Annotated in this window: 20 protein-coding genes; 7 read left to right on the forward strand and 13 right to left on the reverse strand. The window is 61.2% G+C overall.

Annotation, left to right across the window (positions count from 1 at the left end; genetic code table 11):
- Positions 1-31: 31 nt before the first annotated feature.
- The 6 genes from K3166_RS01790 to K3166_RS01815 all read right to left on the reverse strand — a co-directional run bounded on the left by K3166_RS01790 (position 32) and on the right by K3166_RS01815 (position 5,017).
- Positions 32-421, reverse strand: coding sequence for a RidA family protein (locus K3166_RS01790; protein ID WP_221423006.1), 390 nt, complete (start codon positions 419-421; stop codon positions 32-34).
- Complete coding sequence (locus K3166_RS01795) at positions 418-720, reverse strand: I78 family peptidase inhibitor (RefSeq protein WP_221423007.1); 303 nt, start codon at positions 718-720, stop codon at positions 418-420. Before K3166_RS01795 ends, K3166_RS01790 begins: the two co-directional genes overlap by 4 nt.
- Positions 717-1,217, reverse strand: a complete 501-nt coding sequence (locus tag K3166_RS01800; RefSeq protein WP_221423008.1) for a hypothetical protein — start codon at positions 1,215-1,217, stop codon at positions 717-719. The genes K3166_RS01795 and K3166_RS01800 overlap by 4 nt, the downstream gene beginning before the upstream one ends.
- 28 nt (positions 1,218-1,245) lie before the next feature.
- On the reverse strand, positions 1,246-2,742 hold the full coding sequence (locus K3166_RS01805) for a CoA-acylating methylmalonate-semialdehyde dehydrogenase (protein WP_221423009.1): 1,497 nt from the start codon (positions 2,740-2,742) through the stop codon (positions 1,246-1,248).
- 101 nt (positions 2,743-2,843) lie between these two features.
- Positions 2,844-4,058, reverse strand: a complete 1,215-nt coding sequence (locus tag K3166_RS01810; protein ID WP_221423010.1) for a DUF819 family protein — start codon at positions 4,056-4,058, stop codon at positions 2,844-2,846.
- A 164-nt stretch (positions 4,059-4,222) separates the two neighbouring features.
- Complete coding sequence (locus tag K3166_RS01815) at positions 4,223-5,017, reverse strand: SDR family oxidoreductase (protein WP_221423011.1); 795 nt, start codon at positions 5,015-5,017, stop codon at positions 4,223-4,225.
- Positions 5,018-5,094: 77 nt separating this feature from the next.
- Between K3166_RS01815 and K3166_RS01820 the strand changes: the two genes are divergently transcribed.
- The 5 genes from K3166_RS01820 (at position 5,095) to K3166_RS01840 (ending at position 8,699) form a co-directional block, all read left to right on the forward strand.
- On the forward strand, positions 5,095-6,411 hold the full coding sequence (locus K3166_RS01820; protein WP_221423012.1) for an alkaline phosphatase PhoX: 1,317 nt from the start codon (positions 5,095-5,097) through the stop codon (positions 6,409-6,411).
- 10 nt (positions 6,412-6,421) lie between these two features.
- A complete protein-coding gene (locus tag K3166_RS01825; RefSeq protein ID WP_221423013.1) occupies positions 6,422-6,979 on the forward strand; it encodes a hypothetical protein in 558 nt (185 codons plus the stop codon).
- A 105-nt stretch (positions 6,980-7,084) separates the two neighbouring features.
- The gene (locus K3166_RS01830; protein WP_221423014.1) at positions 7,085-7,546 is read left to right on the forward strand and encodes a Dps family protein; all 462 of its coding nucleotides are present in this window, start codon (positions 7,085-7,087) and stop codon (positions 7,544-7,546) included.
- 74 nt (positions 7,547-7,620) lie between these two features.
- Positions 7,621-8,241, forward strand: a complete 621-nt coding sequence (locus K3166_RS01835; protein ID WP_221423015.1) for a 6-phosphogluconolactonase — start codon at positions 7,621-7,623, stop codon at positions 8,239-8,241.
- Entirely contained in the window at positions 8,229-8,699 is a 471-nt protein-coding gene (locus K3166_RS01840; RefSeq protein ID WP_221423016.1) for an NUDIX domain-containing protein, read from the forward strand. The genes K3166_RS01835 and K3166_RS01840 overlap by 13 nt, the downstream gene beginning before the upstream one ends.
- Here K3166_RS01840 and dinB read toward each other — a convergent pair.
- A complete protein-coding gene (dinB, locus tag K3166_RS01845; RefSeq protein ID WP_221423017.1) occupies positions 8,696-9,814 on the reverse strand; it encodes a DNA polymerase IV in 1,119 nt (372 codons plus the stop codon). The genes K3166_RS01840 and dinB overlap by 4 nt on opposite strands.
- 64 nt (positions 9,815-9,878) lie before the next feature.
- Here dinB and K3166_RS01850 point away from each other — a divergent pair, with 64 nt between their 5' ends.
- Positions 9,879-11,144, forward strand: a complete 1,266-nt coding sequence (locus K3166_RS01850) for a multidrug effflux MFS transporter (protein WP_221423018.1) — start codon at positions 9,879-9,881, stop codon at positions 11,142-11,144.
- Here the strand turns inward: K3166_RS01850 and K3166_RS01855 are convergent.
- The 6 genes from K3166_RS01855 to crtY all read right to left on the reverse strand — a co-directional run bounded on the left by K3166_RS01855 (position 11,141) and on the right by crtY (position 19,046).
- Complete coding sequence (locus tag K3166_RS01855; protein WP_221423019.1) at positions 11,141-12,691, reverse strand: acyl-CoA carboxylase subunit beta; 1,551 nt, start codon at positions 12,689-12,691, stop codon at positions 11,141-11,143. The genes K3166_RS01850 and K3166_RS01855 overlap by 4 nt on opposite strands.
- Before the next feature lie 112 nt (positions 12,692-12,803).
- On the reverse strand, positions 12,804-14,693 hold the full coding sequence (locus tag K3166_RS01860) for an acetyl-CoA carboxylase biotin carboxylase subunit (RefSeq protein WP_221423020.1): 1,890 nt from the start codon (positions 14,691-14,693) through the stop codon (positions 12,804-12,806).
- A 36-nt stretch (positions 14,694-14,729) separates the two neighbouring features.
- The gene (locus K3166_RS01865; protein WP_247714689.1) at positions 14,730-15,731 is read right to left on the reverse strand and encodes a phytoene/squalene synthase family protein; all 1,002 of its coding nucleotides are present in this window, start codon (positions 15,729-15,731) and stop codon (positions 14,730-14,732) included.
- A 14-nt stretch (positions 15,732-15,745) separates the two neighbouring features.
- Positions 15,746-16,327 (reverse strand): LOG family protein, encoded by a 582-nt coding sequence (locus K3166_RS01870; RefSeq protein ID WP_221423021.1) that lies wholly within the window; start codon positions 16,325-16,327, stop codon positions 15,746-15,748.
- Complete coding sequence (locus tag K3166_RS01875; protein WP_221423022.1) at positions 16,324-17,865, reverse strand: phytoene desaturase; 1,542 nt, start codon at positions 17,863-17,865, stop codon at positions 16,324-16,326. Before K3166_RS01875 ends, K3166_RS01870 begins: the two co-directional genes overlap by 4 nt.
- Complete coding sequence (gene crtY / locus K3166_RS01880; RefSeq protein ID WP_221423023.1) at positions 17,862-19,046, reverse strand: lycopene beta-cyclase CrtY; 1,185 nt, start codon at positions 19,044-19,046, stop codon at positions 17,862-17,864. The genes K3166_RS01875 and crtY overlap by 4 nt, the downstream gene beginning before the upstream one ends.
- A 138-nt stretch (positions 19,047-19,184) precedes the next feature.
- Here crtY and K3166_RS01885 point away from each other — a divergent pair, with 138 nt between their 5' ends.
- Positions 19,185-20,051, forward strand: coding sequence for a MipA/OmpV family protein (locus K3166_RS01885; RefSeq protein ID WP_247714690.1), 867 nt, complete (start codon positions 19,185-19,187; stop codon positions 20,049-20,051).
- Positions 20,052-20,059 lie beyond the last annotated feature (8 nt).

A 20,059-nucleotide genomic window follows, 5' to 3' on the forward strand; every position in this document is an offset into this window, starting at 1 on the left:
CTCTTGGGGGCAAGGGAAGGGGCGGGCGTGGTCAGCCCTGAACGATTGCCTCGGCCTCGATTTCGACTTTCCATTCCTTGCGGCAAAGCCAGGCGCAGCCGACCATTGTTGCGGCAGGTTTTGCCTCGCCGAAAAAGCGCGCGTGAACTTCGCCCACGGCGGCCTGATCGTCAAAATCAGTGAGGAACATACGGGTGCGCACGACATCGGTCGCGCTACCGCCAAGCTCCTCGATGGCGCGGACGATTAATTCACAGCACCGGGCGGCCTGCGCAGCGGCATCGCCGTTCGTACTGGTGCCATCGTCCTCGACCGGACCGGTTCCGGAAACGATGATGCGATCGCCTTCGCGAACAGCACGGGCGAAGCCGAACTGCGTTTCGTAGGGAGAGCCCGAGAAGGCGCGCTGGCACGTGCTCACCCGCAGGTGATCTCGGTGATCTTCATGTCGCGATCGTAGCGCACGTTCACGCGCTCTACACGGTAGTCCATCGTCCAGACGGAATCGGGCGGACCCCAGCGCAGCGTCTGGGCGCCAGTATCCTTCAAAATCGCCGCGCCCATGGCAGCCGTGGCGTCATGACCGACATGGTATTGCGCTGGTGCTGCATCGCAGGCCCCGTTGGGCGCAGCAGGGGCGGCGGGTGCATCGCTGCCGCCATACGCCGAAGTACAGGCAGCCAGAGGGATCGTGGATAGGGCCAAAAGGGAGCGCTTCATGTTACATCTCCTTGCGGTTCGCACTTGGTGTAGATCAGCGGTTCGGCAATAGCATCCTCGCCTGTTTCGGATCGCTCAAGCTGCGAACCATCATCCGACAGGCTCAACAACATGCCGCGTGTCCATTCCTGCCCTTCGCCGGTAAAAGCGAAGCGCGCGCTGAGCATCGTAGCGCTCTTATCCGCGATTTCGTCGACGACGGCGCGGGATTCGTAGAACTGGATGCCCTCGGCATCGATGTTGATAAGGCCCTTGGCGTCGCCGCGCGTGGAAGTGCAGTCTGCAGCGACCAGTCCCCAACGTCCGTGGAGGGCTGGCGGGATCTCGGTGCCCAGAATTTCGGGAAGTGGCTCAGCCCCGTCGCCGATGCCGCCGTCAGGTTCCACGGGCATCATGGTCTCTTCTGCCTCGGGCCGATCGCCGATGGGTTCGGCGCAGGCCGAAAGTCCGAGCAGAGCGAGGGGCAGGGCGGAGCGAAGGAGAGTGGTCTTTTTCATGCTTTCTCCAACGCCCCGCTCCAAATTCCTATCCCATGGTCGGGATGACGAAGGCGTTCGAACCGTCGCCGCCGCCGTCGGGCCAGCGCTGGGTAACCTTCTTGGCCTTGGTCCAGAACTTCAGGCCTTCCATGCCGTACTGGTCAATATCACCGAAGCCCGAACGCTTCCAGCCGCCGAAGCTGTGATAGCTGACCGGCACCGGGATCGGCACATTGATGCCGACCATGCCGACATTGACTCGGCTGGCGAATTCACGCGCGGCGTGGCCGTTACGGGTGAAGATGGCGACGCCATTGCCGTACTGATGTTCTGAAGGGAGGCGCAGGGCGTCTTCGAAATCCTTGGCGCGCACGATCTGGAGGACCGGGCCGAAGATCTCTTCCTTGTAGCTTTCCATATCGGTGGTGACATGGTCGAGCAGGGTGGGGCCGACGAAGAAGCCCTTCTCATGGCCCTGCAGTGAATAGCCGCGGCCGTCGATTACGACTTCGGCGCCTTCCTTCTCGGCAGTATCGATCCAGCCTTCCACGCGGGCCTTGTGCTCGGGCGTCACGACCGGACCGTAATGCGCTTCGGGATCGTTCGACACACCGATGCGCAGGGCGTTGATGGCCGGAATCAGTTTTTCACGAAGCTTGTTTGCAGTGTCTTCCCCGACGGGGACGACAACCGGCAAGGCCATGCAGCGTTCGCCCGCGGAGCCGAAAGCCGCGCCTGCAAGATCGTTGACGACCTGATCAAGGTCGGCGTCGGGCATGACCACACCGTGGTTCTTCGCGCCGCCAAAAGCTTGCACGCGCTTGGCGTTCGCCGATCCGCGCGAATAGATATACTGCGCAATATCGGATGAACCGACGAAGCTGATCGCCGGGATGTCGGGGTGGTCAAGGATAGCATCGACCATTTCCTTGTCGCCGTGGACGACTTGCAGCAGGCCTTCAGGCGCACCCGCTTCCAGGAACAGTTCGGCAAGGCGGACCGGAACGCTGGGATCGCGCTCGGATGGCTTGAGGATGAAGGCGTTGCCCGCAGCGATTGCCATGCCGAACATCCACATCGGGATCATGGCAGGGAAGTTGAACGGCGTTATGCCCGCGCCGATGCCGAGCGGCTGGCGCATGGAATAAACGTCAATCCCCGGGCCTGCGCCCTGCGTGTATTCGCCCTTCAGCGCTTGCGGGATGCCGCAGGCGTATTCGATGACTTCAAGTCCGCGCTGGACGTCTCCGTGCGCATCATCGACGACCTTGCCGTGCTCGCTCGAAAGCAGCTCGGCCAGCTCCTGCTTGTGCGCTTCTACCAGCCGCTTGAACTCGAACATCACGCGCGCGCGCTTTTGCGGGTTGGTGGCTGCCCATTCGGGCTGGACTTTCTTGGCCGCGTCGACCGCCTGCTGAAGGAGGGCCGCATCCCCCAGCTTTACCTCGGCCTGGACCTCGCCCGTAGACGGGTTCCAGATCTGGTGAGTACGGGATGCGGAGCCGCTGGCTCCGCCGGCAATGAAATGGTCGACCTGACGCATTGTAAATTCCTCTCTTGTATTGCCAACGGCCTTGGCAAGCGAGGGGTCCGAAATCAACCGGTTTCAAATGAAACCGCCGCCAAGTGCGCCAGAACGACCCCCTATCCGACAGCCGCCATCATTTGCGCACACAGGATCGCGCCATAGGTGCCGAGTGCGTAGCCGAGCACTGCCAGAAGCACGCCAACCGGTGCAAGCGCAGGGTGGAATGCAGCGGCGACAACAGGTGCGGAGGCCGCACCGCCGACGTTTGCCTTGCTGCCCACGGCAACAAAGAAAAACGGCGCCTTGATCAGCTTGGCCACGGCCAGCAGCAGGATTACATGGAACAGCATCCAGATCAGTCCCACGGCCATGAAGCCCGGGGCATCGCTCAGCTGGGTGACATCCATCTTTGTGCCGATGATGGCCACCAGAAGGAAGATGAACAGCGTGCCGAACTTGCTTGCGCCGATACCTTCAAGATCGCGTGCACGGGTGAAGCTGGCGGCGAGGCCGAGCGTCGTCGCGGTGACGACAACCCAGAAAAAGCTGCTGGCCAACGTCGCATCTTCGCCCTGCAACTCTGCGAAAAACCCGCCGAGGAAATTGCCGACGAGGTGGCAGATGCCCACGACAGCCAAGCCTGCACCGAACAACAGGACGTAGTCATTGGCTTTGGCCACACGTTCCACCGAGCTGGTGTATTCTGCCATTTTGTCGCGCAGGGCGTCGATGGCGCTGCTGTCTGCGCCAAGCCATTTGTCGACCTTCTCACTCGCGCCTGCGCCATAGAGCAGAAAGACCATCCAGATATTGGCCACAATGATGTCCACCGCGATCAGGGCAGAATACCGCTCGATATTGAAACCGTACACTTCCAGCATGGCTGTCTGGTTGGCTCCGCCGCCAATCCAGCTTCCCGCCAATGTGGCAAGACCGCGCCATGCCGCATCCTGACCGGTGCCAATGATGGACGGATCGAACTGGGCCACGATATAGAGCGCCAACGGGCCGCCCAGAACGATACCGATGGTCGCGGTGAGGAACATGATGATCGCCTTGTTGCCAAGGCCCAGAATGCCCTTGAGGTCGATGCTGAGCGTCATCAGGAACAGCGCGGCGGGCAGGAAAAAGTCCTTGGCAATCGTCCATAGATTGCTCTCGCTCACATCTATCAGTCTGAAAGTGACGAACAGCGATGGTACCAGGTAACAGACGAGGATGATCGGCACGAAGGTGTAGAATTTCTGCCAGCCCGGCCGGTCACGGGTCACGAAAACAAAGGCGAGCACCGCGCCAAGTATGCCGAGAATAATCCGGTCGTCGGTGATCATTGCTTCCCTCTTTCGATCCTTGTCTGCCCATCAGGCCGCGAACCGGCTGCTCCCGCCCCTCACTCCGCGTGGTCAATCAGGCCCTTGTACCCAGTGCCGTATGAAGCGAAAGCCCGTCTCCCCCCGTTATCCCGCGCCGGGCTCCACCCTGGATGGCCCCAGCACTATTTCGGCGGCATCCTGATCGCTCCGTCGAGGCGGAACTGGTGGGCGTTGATGTAGGAATTGCGCGCGATTTCGAGGAGCAGCGAAGCGAATTCCTCGGGATGACCCAGTCGTTTGGGGAAGGGGACGCTGGCGTTGAGCTGGTCCCACATCTGCGGATTGCGATCTTTCATGCCCAGCATCAGCGGCGTGGCGAAGATGCCCGGCATGACCGAGTTCACGCGGATGCCCATGTCCATCAGGTCGCGGGCCATCGGCAGGACGAGGCCGTTCACACCGGCCTTGCAGCTGCCGTAGATGACCTGGCCGATCTGTCCGTCCTGCGCCGCTACGCTGGCCGTCAGGGTGATCGCGCCGCGTTCCCCGTCTTCATTCAGAGGTTCGCTGTTGGCCATTCCCAGTGCCGAGTGGCTGGCAATCCTGTAGGACGACACGAGGATGCCTTCTGCGCCGAACGCGTAATCTTCTGTCGGAAGGCGCTTGTAGCAGCCGTTTTCCTTGTCCCAGCCCAGTGTCTTGCCGCGCCTGCTGGTCATGGCGCAGTGCACCGTGACGCGCTCCTGTCCGTGGGCGGAACGCGCGGCGGCAAAGCCGTCTACTACCGATTGCTCATTCGTAATGTCGACCCGGGCGAAGTGACCGCCGATGTCCTTGGCATGTGCCTCGCCAGCTTCTTCGTTGACGTCGAAAATCGTCACCTTGAGGCCCGCTTCAGCCAGTGCGCTCGCACTTGCGCGGCCCAATCCCGACGCGCCGCCGGTCACCACTGCTGCCATTCCCTCGGTCAATTTCATCACGGCTTCTCCCTGCTGTCTTTTAGCTGACACGATGCTATCGCATGGCAAGGCCGCATGGCCAATGGAGAGACTTGATGACCGCCGACTTCGCCCGCCGCCAGTTCCTGACTGCAACCGCTACTGCTTTCGGTGCGCTGAGCCTGAGCGGCTGCATGACCCGCGGCGCCCCGAAGATTGCCGGATATGGCGAACTTGTCTCCGACCCCAATGGCCTGCTCGATCTGCCAGAAGGCTTTACCTATCGCCTCCTGTCCAGCCTCGGAGATGCGATGAGCGACGGGGGAACCGTGCCCGACAAGGCTGACGGTATGGGCTGCGTGCCGCTGCCAGGCGGCGAATTGGCACTGGTCAGAAACCATGAACTCATCCCGACCGATGGTGCAGGCGGGAATATTCCCAACGGCTACGACAAGGCGGCGGGCCAGTTCGTGCTGCCCGGCGGTACGACAACGCTGGTGCTCGACGCTGACACGCTGGAGGCCAAACGCGAATTCCGCTCTCTTGCCGGGACAATCCGCAATTGTTCGGGCGGGGTAACGCCGTGGGGCAGCTGGCTGACCTGCGAAGAGTACGTAAGTGAGGCCAAGGATATCGCACCCGACAAGCTTGGACGCGACCATGGCTGGGTATTCGAAGTCCCTGCTGGCGCGACAGGTCTGGTTGATGCCCAGCCACTCAAGGCGATGGGCCGCTTCAATCACGAAGCTGCCTGTGTCGATCCGCAAACCGGACTGGTCTACCTGACGGAAGATCGCGGGGATTCGGTTCTCTACCGCTTCGCACCGAAGGTCCCGGGCGACCTTGCCAAGGGCGGCCAGCTGCAGGCGATGCGGATTGTTGGCCTGAGCGACACGCGTAATTGGGACGCGGTATCGATGCCGGTCGGTAAGAGCTATGCCGTGGAATGGGTCCCGCTCGACAACGTCGAGGCGCCCCAGGACGACCTGCGCAAGCGAGCTGCCGACATGGGCTGTTCGATCTTCTCGCGCGGCGAGGGTATACACATGGGAGTGGACGAACTTTTTGTATGTTCGACCAACGGCGGCGCGGCGAAATTCGGCCAGGTCTTCAAACTGGTGCCAGGTCGCGGCGTGGCTCCCGACCGGTTCGAACTGTTTTTCGAGAGCGAAAGCCAACACCAGTTCAACTACGGCGATAATCTGACGGTCGGTCCGAACGGGCATCTGATCGTGTGCGAAGATCAATACACGCCGATCGTCGACAACCATCTGCGCGGGATTACGCCTGACGGCAAAGCCTATGATTTCGGCCGTCTGCGCATGCAGACCGAACTGGCTGGTGGCTGTTTCTCGCCCGACGGCAAATGGTTCTTCGTGAACGCTTATTCGCCAACACGTACGATCGCGATTACAGGCCCGTGGATGGGCTGAGACAGGGGCGATGAGCGGCCTCCTCTTTGCGCTGATCGCCAGCTTCCTGTTGTCGACCGGGTCGCGCGACCAGATATTGGTGGCGCATCTCAAGGAGCGGCTTGGACCTCAGAATTGGCTGCTGGGTGTGGGGCTGACCAGTGCCGCTGTCACCGGCGGGCTGGCCGGCTGGGCTGGCGGGCGCTTTGCCGATTTGCTGTCGATCAATACCGCGCAAATGTTCGTCGCCATTGCCTTGCTGCTTTCGGCGGCGGAACTCGCATGGCCCAATCGAGGTAAGCTCCCCGAGGAGCCAACCCGCTCGCTATTCGCAGTCGGTTCGGCGTTGTTTATGCGACAGATCACCGATGCTGCGCGGTTTGTGGTCTTCGCAATCGGTGCCGCTGTAGCGGTACCTGCCTTGGCAGCAATCGGCGGGGCCTTGGGCGGGATGACCGCAATTTGCGTTGGCTATTTCGTAAGCGGCGAATTGCTGAAACTACCGCTGCGAAAGATCAGGCTGACACTTGCGTTCGTCATGGCCCTGCTCGGTGTGGTGATCGGAATAGCAGTTCGAGGGATTATCTAGACATCGGAAAAATCGATTTATGCGTCCGACAAACACCATGAAACTCCCCCGCGTGTTCCCCGTTGAATGGGTAACGATCAATTCGATTTCCAAAGGGGAAAATTCATGGCCGAACTTGGCAATAACTCCAAAGCCGGACTGGTAACGGCGCTGAACGGCGCACTTGCCGATACGATGGCGCTCTACATCAAGTCCAAGAACTTCCACTGGCACGTTGCGGGCCCGCGTTTTCGCGACCTCCATCTGCTCTTCGACGAGCAGGCTGGCCAACTCATCGCGACCGTCGATGCCATCGGCGAGCGTGTTCGCAAGAACGGCGAATATACGCTGACTTCGATTGGCTCCATCGCCGGCGAAACCAAGATCGCCGACCAGGACGATGTAACCATAACGGCCGACGCAATGGTTGCTGAACTGCGCGATGACAACCGCAAGCTTCACGACCGGCTTGGCAAGGTGAAGGAAGAAGCAGAAAGCGTTGGCGACAATGCGACCAGCGGGATTGTCGATGACTGGATCGACCAGTGCGAAGAACGTATCTGGTTCCTCAACCAGACCAGCAAGTAAGCTTCTTTGCAAAAATACCAATTCATGACCCGCTCGCACCTTGGGTGTGGGCGGGTTTGTTGTATGGGTGATGCATGGCTGATGTGACAATTATTGAAAATGCGGGAGACGGCGCAATTGCCGACTGGCTCGCTGCGCGGATTGGTGAAGTGATGGCGGCTGGCGATGGCCCCGTCACGATCACGGTCCCCGGCGGTTCGACCCCGTTCCCGATCATCAAGGAGCTGCTCGAGAAGGATCTCGATTTCTCGCGCCTTGTTGTCTGGCCGAATGACGACCGGATCGTGCCCGAAGATCATGAGGCTTCGAACACCGGCAAATTGCGCGCATTGCTCGAGCCTGCAGGCGCAGAGGTCGTCACGCTGACCATCATGGAAGCAGTGCCGCGTTTCGACCTGGCATGGCTCGGGATGGGCGCTGACGGACACATTGCCTCGCTGTTTCCGAACACCGATCCCCAGCTAAGGGATCAACGCCAGATCATGCGGCTAACCCCCGATCCGCTACCGCCGGAAGCGCCATACGATCGGATCAGCCTGACGCTTCCATCGCTGCTCAATTCCGCCCAGATCGCTTTCGTCATTCGCGGGACCGAGAAACGCGCCGTCTTGGACAAGGCGGTTGCCGGCCAGAGCGACTTGCCAGTCGCGCGGCTTCTTTCCGGAGCGGATCAGCCGGTCACATGTTTCACCTGATCCCGGCACCGCTGCACCGCGCTTCATTGCGCGTCGCCTATCGTTTGCGCGCAATCTTGCGCCAGCAGACCGGCGCGACGCGTGATGGGGTAAGTGTCATCGCGAAAGATTTCGACGGGCAAATATTGCTCGTGCGCCATAGTTACGGACCCGAGGGCTGGTATTTCATCGGCGGCGGCATCGACAGGGGCGAAGACCCGGAAGACGCAGCCCGGCGCGAAGTGCGCGAGGAAGTTGGCTGCGATGTTGCTGGCCTGAAACTCATCGGTACGGTCAACGAGGAATTGTCCGGTGCAGCGCACACAGCGCACATCTTTTCAGGGGTGATCAATGAGATGCCCAGACCAGACGGGCGAGAGATCATCGAGGCACGGTTCTTTCCAACCCACTCGCTTCCAGAACCGCTCAGCCCGCGCACCCGCGAGCGCCTCGAAATGTGGAAGAAACGGACCGGTTAAAGCAGGCTGAGCTGCGCGTCAGGTCTTGGCGGCTCGTCTTCGCCGCCGCTTTCCAGTTTCGACAGGGTCAGCCCCATAAGCCGGATTGGCATGGGTAGCGGCAACACATCTTCGAGCAGGGCACGCGACAATTCAGCGAAGTCGGATTTGTCCGTGATCGGCCGCGACACCGACTTTGCCCGGCTGAAAATCTGGAAGTCGGTATACTTCAGCTTGAGCGTGACTGTCCTTCCGCTGGCCTCCGCGCGTTCGATACGCTCCCACACGATATCGATGATGTTTTCGAGTGTTTCGCGCAGTTCGCTGCCCGAGGAAATATCGCGGCTGAAGGTGCGCTCTCCGCCGACCGATTTGCGTGTCCGGCTGGCCCGCACCGGGCGCAGGTCGATCCCCCGACATGCGCGGTAAAGATAGTCGGCGAAGCTGCCGAAATGCGCGCGCAGCCACTCGATATCTTTCGACGCAAGGTCTGCGCCACTCTCGATACCGAGCCGCGCCATCTTTTCTGCGCCCTTCGGCCCCACACCGTGGAACCGCCGAACCGGTAAGGACTGGACGAACTCGGCCCCCTGGCCGGGCCGGATCACGCAAATCCCGTCGGGCTTGTTCTGGTCGCTCGCAAGCTTGGCCAGGAACTTGTTGTAACTGACACCCGCGCTGGCGGTCAGCCTGGTCTTGGCCCTGATCTCTTGCCGGATAAGTTCGGCGATGCGGGTTGCCGAACCGATGCCGAGCCGGTCCTCGGTCACATCGAGATAAGCTTCATCGAGGCTGAGCGGTTCGACCAGTTCGGTGTGATGCGAGAATACAGCGCGGATTTGCTGGCTGACTTCACGGTAGACGTCGAAGCGGCTCTTGCAGAAGATGAGGTCCGGGCACAGCCGCTTGGCGGTGACCGATGGCATGGCGCTCTTCACGCCGAACTTGCGGGCTTCGTAGCTGGCGGCAGCAACTACGCCGCGGCCGCTCGATCCGCCCACGGCAACAGGCTTGCCGCGCAGCTCGGGATTATCGCGCTGTTCCACGCTGGCGAAAAAGGCATCCATGTCGACGTGGATGATCTTGCGCAGACCATCGGCCTCGCCTTCGTCATCGCTGTCTGCCTGGTCACTCATGCGCAATAGATAGCGACATGGGTTGCAAACCGGAACCTTGTGGTTCAACCGCCATTTTGTGCACATGCGAAACGATCAGCCAGCCTTGGGCGAACGCCCGCCCTCAAGCGCCGCGAAACGCGCGCCCATCGGCGAGCGTGAGCTGATCTGGATGATGGCATTGCTGATGGCGCTGAACGCTTTCGGTATCGATGCCATTCTTCCCGCGCTCGACGTTTTGGCTGCTGATTTGGGAGCCGAGGGTAATAATCGCCAGTTCGTGGTCGGTGCCTATCTGCTTGCGGCAGGCATCGGCACGCTGGTCCCCGGCGCGTTTGCCGACCGCTATGGCCGCAGGCCGGTGCTGTTTGTCGCCCTGTTCCTTTACATCGTGCTGTCGATTGCCTGCGCGCTGGCGACGACGTTCGATGCACTCGTATTCCTTCGCGCAGCCCAGGGGTTTTTCGCAGCCGGGATTATCGCACTGCCGCCGGCAATCATTCGCGACCGTGTGGGCGGCGATAAGATGGCGCGCATGATGAGCCTGATCTTCGTCATCTTCCTGCTGGTTCCGGCCGTCGCGCCAAGCATCGGCCAGGGCGTCCTCATCCTTCTGGGTGACTGGCGCTGGATTTTCGCCGCCATGGCTGTGGCAGGCGTGGCGATGAGTGCGTGGGTGTATATCCGCCTGCCGGAAACCCTCCACGAGGAAGACAAGCAGGAAATTCGCATCGGGCCTATCGCGCGCAATATGAAGAGCGCGGTCACCTTGCGCGAAACCATTGGCTATACGTTGGGCAGTGCGCTGGTTTTTGGCGGTCTGTTCGGCTTCATCAATTCATCGCAGCAGCTTATCGGAGAAGCGTTCGGTGCAGGCGACAGCTTCCCGCTGATCTTCGCGATCTGCGCCGGGTGTATGGCAATCGCCAACTGGTCCAACAGCCGCATCGTCGAGCGTTTCGGCGCGCGCAAGGTCAGCCATACGGCCCTGTTTGTGTTTATCGCGGTGGCCGCAGCGCAGCTCTATTTCGCCAACCAGCCGGATGAAACGCTGTGGACTTTCGTGCCGCTGATGGCGCTCAATATGAGCCTGCTCGGTTTCATCGGGGCGAATTTCGGCTCGATTGCGTTGCAGCCGTTCCGCCATATCGCAGGCGCGGCATCTTCGGCTCAGGGCTTCCTGCGAATGACCAGTGGCGCCCTGCTCGGTGCGTATGTCGGCTATGCCTATGACGGGACTGCTCGCCCGCTGGCGACTGCGCTGCTCATCACTGCCGTCTTGACCCTGGTATTCGTGCTGTTTTCCGAGCGCGGAGCGCTATTCGGCGACACGATGGAAGACGACGGCTAGGCTTCCGCCGCAAGCTTGCGCCACGCCAAATCTGCAAATTCGCAAAGCAGGGGCCGGGTGTCGCGCGGGTCGATAATGTCCTCGACATTGAAGCGTTCAGCGCTGCGGAAAGGCGAGGTGACCTTGTCCAGCCGCGCCCGGATAGCTTCAAGCTCGGCGGCCGGATCCTCGGCGGCTTCAAGGTCAGACTTGTAGGCAACCTCCAGGCCGCCAGCGATTGGCAGGCTGCCCCAGTCGCCTGAGGGCCAGCAATAGCGATATTGGAACCGTTCGGCATTGCTCATGGCGCTGCCTGCTATTCCATAGGCGCGGCGCAGAACGATCGAGGCGAGCGGCACGGTGGCCTTATAGACCGCGTTCATCGCCTGCACGCCGTAACGGATCGTGCCCGCCATTTCCGCTTCGCGTCCGATCATGAAACCGGGGTTGTCGACGAGGTGGACGACAGGCAGGCGGAATTGGTCGGCAAGCTTTATGAAACGTTCGACCTTTTCGCTGGTCTTGGCCTCCCACGAGCCGCCCAGATAGCTGGGATCGCTGGCCAGAACCGCGACGGGCCAGCCATCCAACCGTGCCAGTGCGGTTATGCAGGCGCGGCCCCAGTTCTTGCCGATTTCGAACACGGTGCCCTGGTCGAACACCATCTCCATGCAGCGGCGCATGGAATAGACCGCCTTGGCATCGCGCGGGACGAGATCGATGAGCGCGTCTTCGCGCCGGTGGACCGGATCGGTGCACAGCGAACGGCGGGCAAGCTGGCCGACGTGTTCCGGCATGAAGGAAAGGAAGTGCCGCGCGCGTGCGAAAGCTTCCGCCTCGCTGCCGACTTCATCGTCGACGACGCCGTTGCGCGTGTGGATTTCGGAACCGCCGAGGTCTTCCTTGGCTTGCTGGTGATCGGCAGGGCCCTTGTAGGCATCGCCGAGGCCGTCCACCACAGCAGGGCCGGCGGCGAAAATCTGGCTCAGTCCCCTGACCATGATCGAGTAATGGCTCGCCACCGTCCGCGCTGCGCCGAGGCCTGCCGTGGGGCCTAGTGCGAGCGCCACGACTGGAACCGTGTCGAGGTTTTGCACCACGTCGCCCCAGCCGGGGACCGCTGGGATATAGGTCGCGCCGATCTGCTCCAGCGTCTTGACGCTCCCGCCACCACCGGTGCCGTCGATCATGCGGATGATGGGCAGCTTTAGTTCGTGCGCCATCTTCTCGGCCTGCACCATCTTGCGGCTGATCCCGGCATCTGCCGCGCCGCCGCGAATGGTGAAATCGTCTGCCGTGGCGACAACCGGGCGGCCATTGATCAGCGCCTTGCCGAACAGGAACGGGGCAGGTGTAACGCCGGTCAGGTTGCCATCATCGTCATAGTGACCCTTGCCAGCAATCTTGCCGATTTCGCGGAATGTCCCGTCATCGCACAGCTCGGCGAGGCGCGCACGGGCGTCCATCTTGCCGCGTGAGTGCTGGCGGCCGACCTTTTCAGGGCCGCCCATCTGGTTGGCGAACTCCTCGCGCTTGCGCAGTTCTTCGAGTTCGCGTTCCCAGGTCATTGGTGTTTTACGCGCGCCATCCGACGCGCGATATCCTCGCGCCTGGCGGCGCTGCGGGCGGGCGGTCGCCCTTGCGGTTGCTGCGCAACCGTTTGGTATGCGCCGCTGGCCATTACTCTGACGGCTCCACCACGCACAGCACCGCCTCTACCTGCACCTGTCCGCCTTCGGTGGCATTGAGCTGGGTCACAGTACCGTCGAACGGCGCGGTGAGCGCGTGCTCCATCTTCATCGCTTCGAGCACCATCAGCCGTTGGCCTGCGTTGACCGCATCGCCCTCGGCCACGTCGACGGCGATGACCTTGCCCGGCATGGGAGCGAGGATCGCGCCATCGGCGGCGGAGGCTGCTCCGCCCGCGTCGTGGCGGTCGGGGGCAATCTTGAAGGCTGCGCCGCCTTCGAAATACGTCCGCTCTTGACCATCCTTTACAATGGTTCGAGCGTAATCATCCCATAGCGCTTTTTCGCCGACTTCGGCCGATGCAGACTGACCATCCACCTTCATGGACACCGTAGAATTCGCCTCGAGATTCAGGCGAAAGCCAAAGAGGCCGCGACGCATGAAATCGGCTGGCCCGTGCCTGATGCCATCGAAGGCAATGTCTTCAGCCGCGCTGGCAAGCAGTGCTTCGCTAACTACTGGCGGATCGATCAATCTCTCCTGATTATCGCCAATGAAGCCAGTGCTGAGCTCTGCTGCCTGAAACTCAGGTTCGGCCAACAAGCGGGCGAGGAACCATGCATTCGTTTTGACCGGCTCGATCTCGACGGCTAGGCAGGCATCGAGCAGATCATCGATGGCTTCCGCACGGTCTTCGCCCCAGCTGACCAGCTTTGCGACCATCGGATCGTAGAAAGGCGAAATTTCGTCGCCTTCTTCGACCCCGGTCTCGACGCGATCACCTTCGAGGTTAAGGTGATCCAACCGGCCCGTGCTCGGCAAGAACCCCTTCGCCGGGTCCTCAGCATAGAGCCGCGCCTCGATGGCCCAGCCGTCGATGCTCAACTCTTCCTGCTTCAGCGGGATCGGTTCGCCGCTCGCCACGCGCAGCTGCCACTCGACCAGATCGACGCCAGTGATCTCCTCGGTCACCGGGTGTTCAACCTGAAGGCGGGTGTTCATTTCCATGAAGAAGATGCGGTCGGCGCGCAGGCCTTCGCTGGCGTCAGCGATGAATTCGATCGTACCTGCGCCTTCGTAATCGACCGCCTTGGCGGCGCGGACGGCAGCGGCGCAGATTTCCTCGCGCGTTGATTCGTCCATGCCGGGGGCGGGGGCTTCCTCGATCACCTTCTGGTGGCGGCGCTGGAGCGAGCAGTCGCGTTCGAACAGGTGGACGACATTGCCGTGGCTGTCGCCGAACACCTGGACCTCGATATGGCGGGGCGAGGTGATCCATTTTTCCAGCAGCACTTCGTCGTTGGAGAAGCTGGCCTTGGCCTCGCGCCGGCAGCTTTCCAGCGCGGCCTCGAAATCGCCCGCTGCATCGACTTTACGCATCCCCTTGCCGCCGCCCCCTGCGACCGCCTTGATCAGCACGGGATAGCCGATGGCGTCGGCCTCTTTCTTGAGGCGCTCGACCGATTGGTCCGCGCCCAGATAGCCGGGAGTGACGGGCACGCCTGCGGCAATCATCCGCTCCTTGGCGGCATCTTTCAGGCCCATTGCGCGAATGCTTTCAGGCTTTGGACCGACCCAGATCAGCCCGGCATCGATAACGCTCTGCGCAAAATCCGCATTTTCGGACAGGAATCCGTAGCCCGGATGGATCGCCTCTGCGCCGGTTCCCTTGGCCGCAGCGATGATCTTTTCGCCTACCAGATAGCTTTCTGCTGCAGGAGAGGGGCCGATATGCACCGCCTCGTCGGCAGAGCGCACATGCAGCGCCTTGGCGTCGGCATCCGAATAAACTGCGACAGTGGCAATGCCCATCTCGCGCGCAGTGCGGATGATGCGGCAGGCAATTTCGCCGCGGTTGGCGATGAGAAGCTTTGAGATCATGGCGCAGCGCTAGCCGGAGCATCGCGCTGCATCAAGCTACCAGCCTGCAACAGGCCGGAAATCGTGCCGCGACCAGATGATCGGTTCAGTCGGACCCTTGGGCCGGTTCCAGATCGCTTCGAAGAACGCGGTCGTGACGTGCCAGCTTTTCTCGAGCCCGCCGACGCGTACGCGCTTGTCCCAGGCAAGTTGGCCGCGATAGAGGACCTTGCGGCCAATCGCGCCGTAGATGTTGGCAGCGGAGAGTACTGCCCAGCGTTGCCGGAAACGCAGTTTCTTTGCACCGAGCTTGGATGCCGCCTCGTGCTTTTCCATCAGCGCGATCAGGCGCGGCATCAGGCTGGCCAGCTTGAATCGGTTTTCAGGGAGGGCGTGTTCGCCCGCTTCCCAGTCCAGTTCAGCCAGCCAGGTGGCAGGCAGATAGCAGCGCCCCGCTTCGGCATCTTCGGTAATGTCGCGCGCGATATTGGCGATCTGGAAAGCAAGGCCGAGGTCACACGCGCGGTCCAGCGTTTCTCCATCATCCCTGGGCACGCCCATGATCACCGCCATCATAATGCCGACGGATCCGGCTACATGGTAGCAGTAGCGCAGCATGTCGGCCTCGGTCTTGGGCTGCCAGCGTGCCGCGTCCAGAGCGAAGCCGCCGATCATGTCATTGGCCATTTCCCATGTCAGGCCGCACTCGTCGGCGACCATACCCAGAGAATCGAAGGCGAAGTCAGCCGTGGGCTGTCCTTCGAGCGCACGCTTGGTGAGTACCCGGATTGCCTGGATGCGGTCTTCGGCATTCTTGGCAGTGCCTTGTTCACCCAAGGGGCCGCCCTTTTCCTGATTGTCCGCGATATCATCGCACTTGCGGCACCAGGCGTAGAGCAGCCAGCTTCGTTCACGCGTTCGGCGGTCGAAGAGCTTGGAGGCGGCGGCAAAGCTGTGTGAACCTTCCTCGATTGCTGCATGAGCCTTGTCGACAAGGAAGTGACGCTCGCGCCCGCCACCGGCGCGTGCCGGTGTCGACCTGATCTTGCTCGTCGTCAAAGGGCGGGGAGTGTTCAGAGCTCGTCAGCCTTCATCTGGAATATCGGAGTGTGCGGTTCGTACGCTGCCATCTTGTCGAGCAAGCCGCCCAGCGATGTATCGTGGACGAGTATGCTCTGATGTACAGGCCGGACAAACCCAACCTCGGCCATCTTGCGGTTGAAGCTGATCAGCTCGTCATAAAAACCGAACGCATTGAGAAGGCCCACCGGATTGCTGTGATAGCCGAGCTGCGCCCAGCTCATCGCTTCCCACAGTTCGTCCATGGTCCCCACGCCGCCCGGAATGGTGACGAAACCATCGGACAAGTCGGTGAATTTCTGCTTTCGCTCATGCATTCCGCTAACCGTGTGCAGTTCGGTGCAATCGTGGTTCGCGACTTCGCTGTTGGCGAGCGCTTCCGGAATGACGCCGATCACTTCGCCGCCAGCGTCGAGCGCGCCGCGCGCAGTCGCGCCCATCAGGCCGAGCCTGCCGCCCCCGTAGACGACGCCAATGCCGCGCTCTGCGAGGCCTGCGCCGACGTCGTAAGCGAGCTGGATATAGCGCGGGTCCTCGGGCGAAGCCGATCCGCAATAAACGGCAAGACGGTTCATTCTGCGAGCAAATCCTCAACCATGAGTCCCGCGGTCGCCTTGGCACTGCCCACGACGCCGGGAATTCCGGCGCCTGGATGCGTGCCAGCACCCACGAGATAGAAATTGTCGATTACGTCATCGCGGTTGTGGCCGCGGAAAAATGCGCTTTGTGTGAGCAGCGGTTCGAGGCTGAAGGCGCTGCCGACATGGGCGTTCAAATCCATCGCGAAATCGCGCGGAGCATAATGGAACTTGGTCTTGATGCGGCCGTGAAGGTCCGGGATCAGGCGGCGCTCGATCTCGTCGAGGATGCGCTTCTCAAGGATCGGTCCCATTTCCTCCCAGTCGACGGACAGCTTGCCCATGTGGGCAACCGGCACCAGTGCATAGAAGGTGCTCATTCCTTCGGGTGCCATGCCGGGATCGGTCACGCTGGGATGGTGGAGGTAGATCGAGAAATCCTGTGGCAGGACGCCGTGATCGTAGATGTCCTCCAGCAGGCCCTTATAGCGCGGCCCGAACAGGATCATGTGGTGCGGGATGCCCGGCCACGTGCCTTCGATGCCGAAATGCACCACGAACAGGCTGGGCGAAAAGCTTTTGCGCGACAAAGACTTGGCGTAGGATTTACCGCGTTTGGTGCCAGTCAGGAGATCCCTGTAGCTGTGCATGATGTCGGCATTGCTGGCCACGGCGTCGAAACGCTGCTTCCATCCCGAATGCGTTTCCACCTCGCTCGCCTTGTTACCCAGCGTATGCACCTGAACCACGGGATCATGGAGCCGCACCGTGCCGCCGATGCGCTCGAAATGCTTCACCATGCCGGCAATGAGGCGATTGGTACCGCCCTTGGCCCACCATACGCCGCCGTCTTTCTCCAGCTTGTGGATCAGCGCGTAGATCGAGCTGGTTTTCATCGGGTTGCCGCCGACAAGCAAAGTATGGAAGCTCAGCGCTTCGCGGAGCTTTTCGTTTTCGACGTAGCTGGAAACCATCGAATAGACGCTGCGCCATGCCTGTTTCTTGGCAAGGGCAGGGGCTGCCTTGATCATCGACTTGAAATCGAGGAACGGCTTGTGCCCAAGCTTGACGTAGCCTTCTTCGTAAACGCCTGCCGAATATTCGAGGAAGCGCTGGTAACCGGCCACATCCGCCGGGTTGAGCTGGGCGATTTCCGCGAACAGCTGTTCTTCATCGTTGGAATAATCGAAGTTCGTACCGTCGGGCCAATTGAGCCTGTAGAACGGCATCACCGGCTCGATCTCAACGTCCTCGGCCATGTCGTGACCGGTCAGGCCCCATAATTCGCGAAGGCAATCGGGATCGGTGATGACCGTGGGGCCAGCGTCGAAGGTGAAGCCGTCCTTTTCCCAATAATATGCGCGGCCACCCGGCTTGTCGCGTGCCTCGATGACGGTCGTGGCAATTCCGGCCGATTGCAGGCGGATTGCAAGCGCAAGGCCGCCGAAACCGGACCCGATTACGCAGGCGTTGCGTCCGGTCAGCGGAACTTCAGTGGCATCGGCTGTAGCAGGTGGGGGAGTTGAGGCGTTCATTGCGGACTTTCATGGACGAGCGGAGCGCCCTTGCCAAGCAGGGCGGTGACGGCGCGGGAAACAGGTACGGGCGGCTTCCCGGAAAGGATGCGCACTTTGTCGAAGCCAGTCGAACGCGCGGCATAGAACCGCTCGATCAATGGCTCCGGCAACCGATAGAAGCGCTCGAACACGCGGTATCGTTCCTCGGGAACAGCGGCATCGAAGAGCATCTTTCCCAGCAAGCGATAAAAACCGGTAGCACGCCAATGGCGATCGGCGCGGTTCGAGACGAACCGGGTAAGGCCTTCGCCCCCCATTTCCGCGGCCCCAGCGATGGCGAGTGCGTTTTCGACAGCGACAGGCATCGTATAGCTGGTCAGAGGGTGAACGAAGCCGCCCCTCGCACCGGCCAGAACGACTCCGGGAGTTTCGAGAGAAGCCCGGTATGCGCTGAAATCGCCGCCGGTAATGACGGGAAGGACGCCGGTTTCCTCGTGCAGGACGTGCGCATCCCAGCCTTTGTCCCGGCAATAATCGGTAATGCGTTCACGCAGCAGCTCCGGGTCGAGAGTGGCGCTATCGGCATAATACGTGTCCTCGACGAAGATTTCGTCGGGACCCATCGGCAATAGATAGATAAACCGGTACGCGCCCGGCTGATCGACGGTTGCATCCATGATGACTGGTCGCTCGATCCCGTGCGGGCGTTCTGTGCGCAGGTGCTGTCCAAGGAAGACCTGCCAACCGCCAGTGAGGTGCGGACTTGGTACGGCGTCGCGGCAGTCGATTACCGCTCCGGCCCTGATTTTCTCTCCGCTGACCAATTCCGCGCCGTCGGCAGCAAGCTGTGTCACGCGGGAACCGGTAAGAATGGCTTCCTGGGGAAGATCGCGGCGCAGCCTCGTATCGAAATTCCTGCTGTCCAGCGATCGATAATTGGCAGAAAGCTGGCGGGTATGTGCGGGAAAGCGGACTTCGTTGCCGCCGCTCCATGCGGTCATGGCAAAAGGTGCCATAAGCTCGGCTCCGGCTTCGCTCAGGTCGTTTTCGAACCAGCTCCAGCGGTGATTGCCGCCGTAGCTTTCGCCAGCTTCGATCAATGCGAGGGAAAGGGTCGGATGTGCACGGCGGATCGCAAGAGCGGTCAACCCTCCGGCCAGTCCTCCGCCGACAATCGCGATATCAAATGCGCGCCCCATGGACAGATCGCTTACGGATGACAGCGCCCACCCGCAATCGCTTTAACCCTCAGCACCATCTATTCGAGGAACGTGCAGGCCTCCTGTCCGTTGGCGTGGTTGGACGAAACGAGGGCAATACCAATGAATTTTAGAAGCATGATCGCCGCCACCGCATTCGCTTGTGGTCTGGCAACGCCGGTTTCCGCGCAGGATGTGGGCGAAGGCGATGTAATGCCCGCTGGCCCGCCAGAGACAGTGTTCGACGGCGATTTCCTTAGCGTGGGTGTCGGCGTTGCCTACAGCCCGAGCTATTCCGGCTCGGATGATTACAATTTCCAGGTTCTGCCGATCGTGCAGGGCTCGCTCGGCGGCGTCGATATCAATCCCCGTCCGGCAGGCTTGGCACTCGACTTTATTCCCGATCCGGACGAGGGCGTATCGTTTTCGCTGGGTCCGGTTTTCCGCATCAACGGCGATCGCAACGACATCGACAATATCGAAGACGATATCGTTGCTGCTTACGGCGAACTCGACACCGCAATCGAAGTCGGCCCGTCTGTTGGCGTGAAATTCCCCCAATTGCTCAACCGATACGACAGCTTGAGCCTCAACGTTGATGCGACCTGGGATGTTGCCGGGGCACATGACGGTATGCGCGTAACGCCGAGCCTTACGTATTTCACACCGCTAAGCAGGGGGACTGCTGCGTCGCTTTCGTTCAGCACGACGTGGGTCGATGATAATTTCGCGGATTATTACTACTCGGTCCCGGCGACCAACACCTTGCTTGCCGCAGCAGAAGTGTTGCCCGGCTTCCAGGCAGAAGGCGGCTTCCAGAGCGTTGGTGCCAACCTGTTGCTGGCGCAGGACCTCAACGGCGATGTCACCGATGGCGGATTGTCGCTGATCGGGCTCGGCGGTTATTCCAAGCTGTTAGGCGATGCGGCGGACACGCCGTTCACCAGCATTCGCGGCAGCGATGACCAATTCTTCGTGGCGGTGGGCATCGGCTACACCTTCTAGCGGAAAAC

The organism is Qipengyuania psychrotolerans, assembly GCF_019711355.1.
Taxonomy (GTDB): Bacteria; Pseudomonadota; Alphaproteobacteria; order Sphingomonadales; family Sphingomonadaceae; genus Qipengyuania; species Qipengyuania psychrotolerans.

What these genes read in the sequence shown, in the direction of transcription:
- K3166_RS01795 (WP_221423007.1), bottom strand. Translation starts at nt 720, where the DNA reads ATGAAGCGCTCCCTTTTGGCCCTATCCACGATCCCTCTGGCTGCCTGT.
- K3166_RS01800 (WP_221423008.1), bottom strand. Translation starts at nt 1,217, where the DNA reads ATGAAAAAGACCACTCTCCTTCGCTCCGCCCTGCCCCTCGCTCTGCTC.
- K3166_RS01805 (WP_221423009.1), bottom strand. Translation starts at nt 2,742, where the DNA reads ATGCGTCAGGTCGACCATTTCATTGCCGGCGGAGCCAGCGGCTCCGCA.
- K3166_RS01810 (WP_221423010.1), bottom strand. Translation starts at nt 4,058, where the DNA reads ATGATCACCGACGACCGGATTATTCTCGGCATACTTGGCGCGGTGCTC.
- K3166_RS01815 (WP_221423011.1), bottom strand. Translation starts at nt 5,017, where the DNA reads ATGAAATTGACCGAGGGAATGGCAGCAGTGGTGACCGGCGGCGCGTCG.
- K3166_RS01820 (WP_221423012.1), top strand. Translation starts at nt 5,095, where the DNA reads ATGACCGCCGACTTCGCCCGCCGCCAGTTCCTGACTGCAACCGCTACT.
- K3166_RS01825 (WP_221423013.1), top strand. Translation starts at nt 6,422, where the DNA reads ATGAGCGGCCTCCTCTTTGCGCTGATCGCCAGCTTCCTGTTGTCGACC.
- K3166_RS01830 (WP_221423014.1), top strand. Translation starts at nt 7,085, where the DNA reads ATGGCCGAACTTGGCAATAACTCCAAAGCCGGACTGGTAACGGCGCTG.
- K3166_RS01835 (WP_221423015.1), top strand. Translation starts at nt 7,621, where the DNA reads ATGGCTGATGTGACAATTATTGAAAATGCGGGAGACGGCGCAATTGCC.
- K3166_RS01840 (WP_221423016.1), top strand. Translation starts at nt 8,229, where the DNA reads ATGTTTCACCTGATCCCGGCACCGCTGCACCGCGCTTCATTGCGCGTC.
- dinB (WP_221423017.1), bottom strand. Translation starts at nt 9,814, where the DNA reads ATGAGTGACCAGGCAGACAGCGATGACGAAGGCGAGGCCGATGGTCTG.
- K3166_RS01850 (WP_221423018.1), top strand. Translation starts at nt 9,879, where the DNA reads ATGCGAAACGATCAGCCAGCCTTGGGCGAACGCCCGCCCTCAAGCGCC.
- K3166_RS01855 (WP_221423019.1), bottom strand. Translation starts at nt 12,691, where the DNA reads ATGACCTGGGAACGCGAACTCGAAGAACTGCGCAAGCGCGAGGAGTTC.
- K3166_RS01860 (WP_221423020.1), bottom strand. Translation starts at nt 14,693, where the DNA reads ATGATCTCAAAGCTTCTCATCGCCAACCGCGGCGAAATTGCCTGCCGC.
- K3166_RS01870 (WP_221423021.1), bottom strand. Translation starts at nt 16,327, where the DNA reads ATGAACCGTCTTGCCGTTTATTGCGGATCGGCTTCGCCCGAGGACCCG.
- K3166_RS01875 (WP_221423022.1), bottom strand. Translation starts at nt 17,865, where the DNA reads ATGAACGCCTCAACTCCCCCACCTGCTACAGCCGATGCCACTGAAGTT.
- crtY (WP_221423023.1), bottom strand. Translation starts at nt 19,046, where the DNA reads ATGGGGCGCGCATTTGATATCGCGATTGTCGGCGGAGGACTGGCCGGA.
- K3166_RS01885 (WP_247714690.1), top strand. Translation starts at nt 19,185, where the DNA reads ATGATCGCCGCCACCGCATTCGCTTGTGGTCTGGCAACGCCGGTTTCC.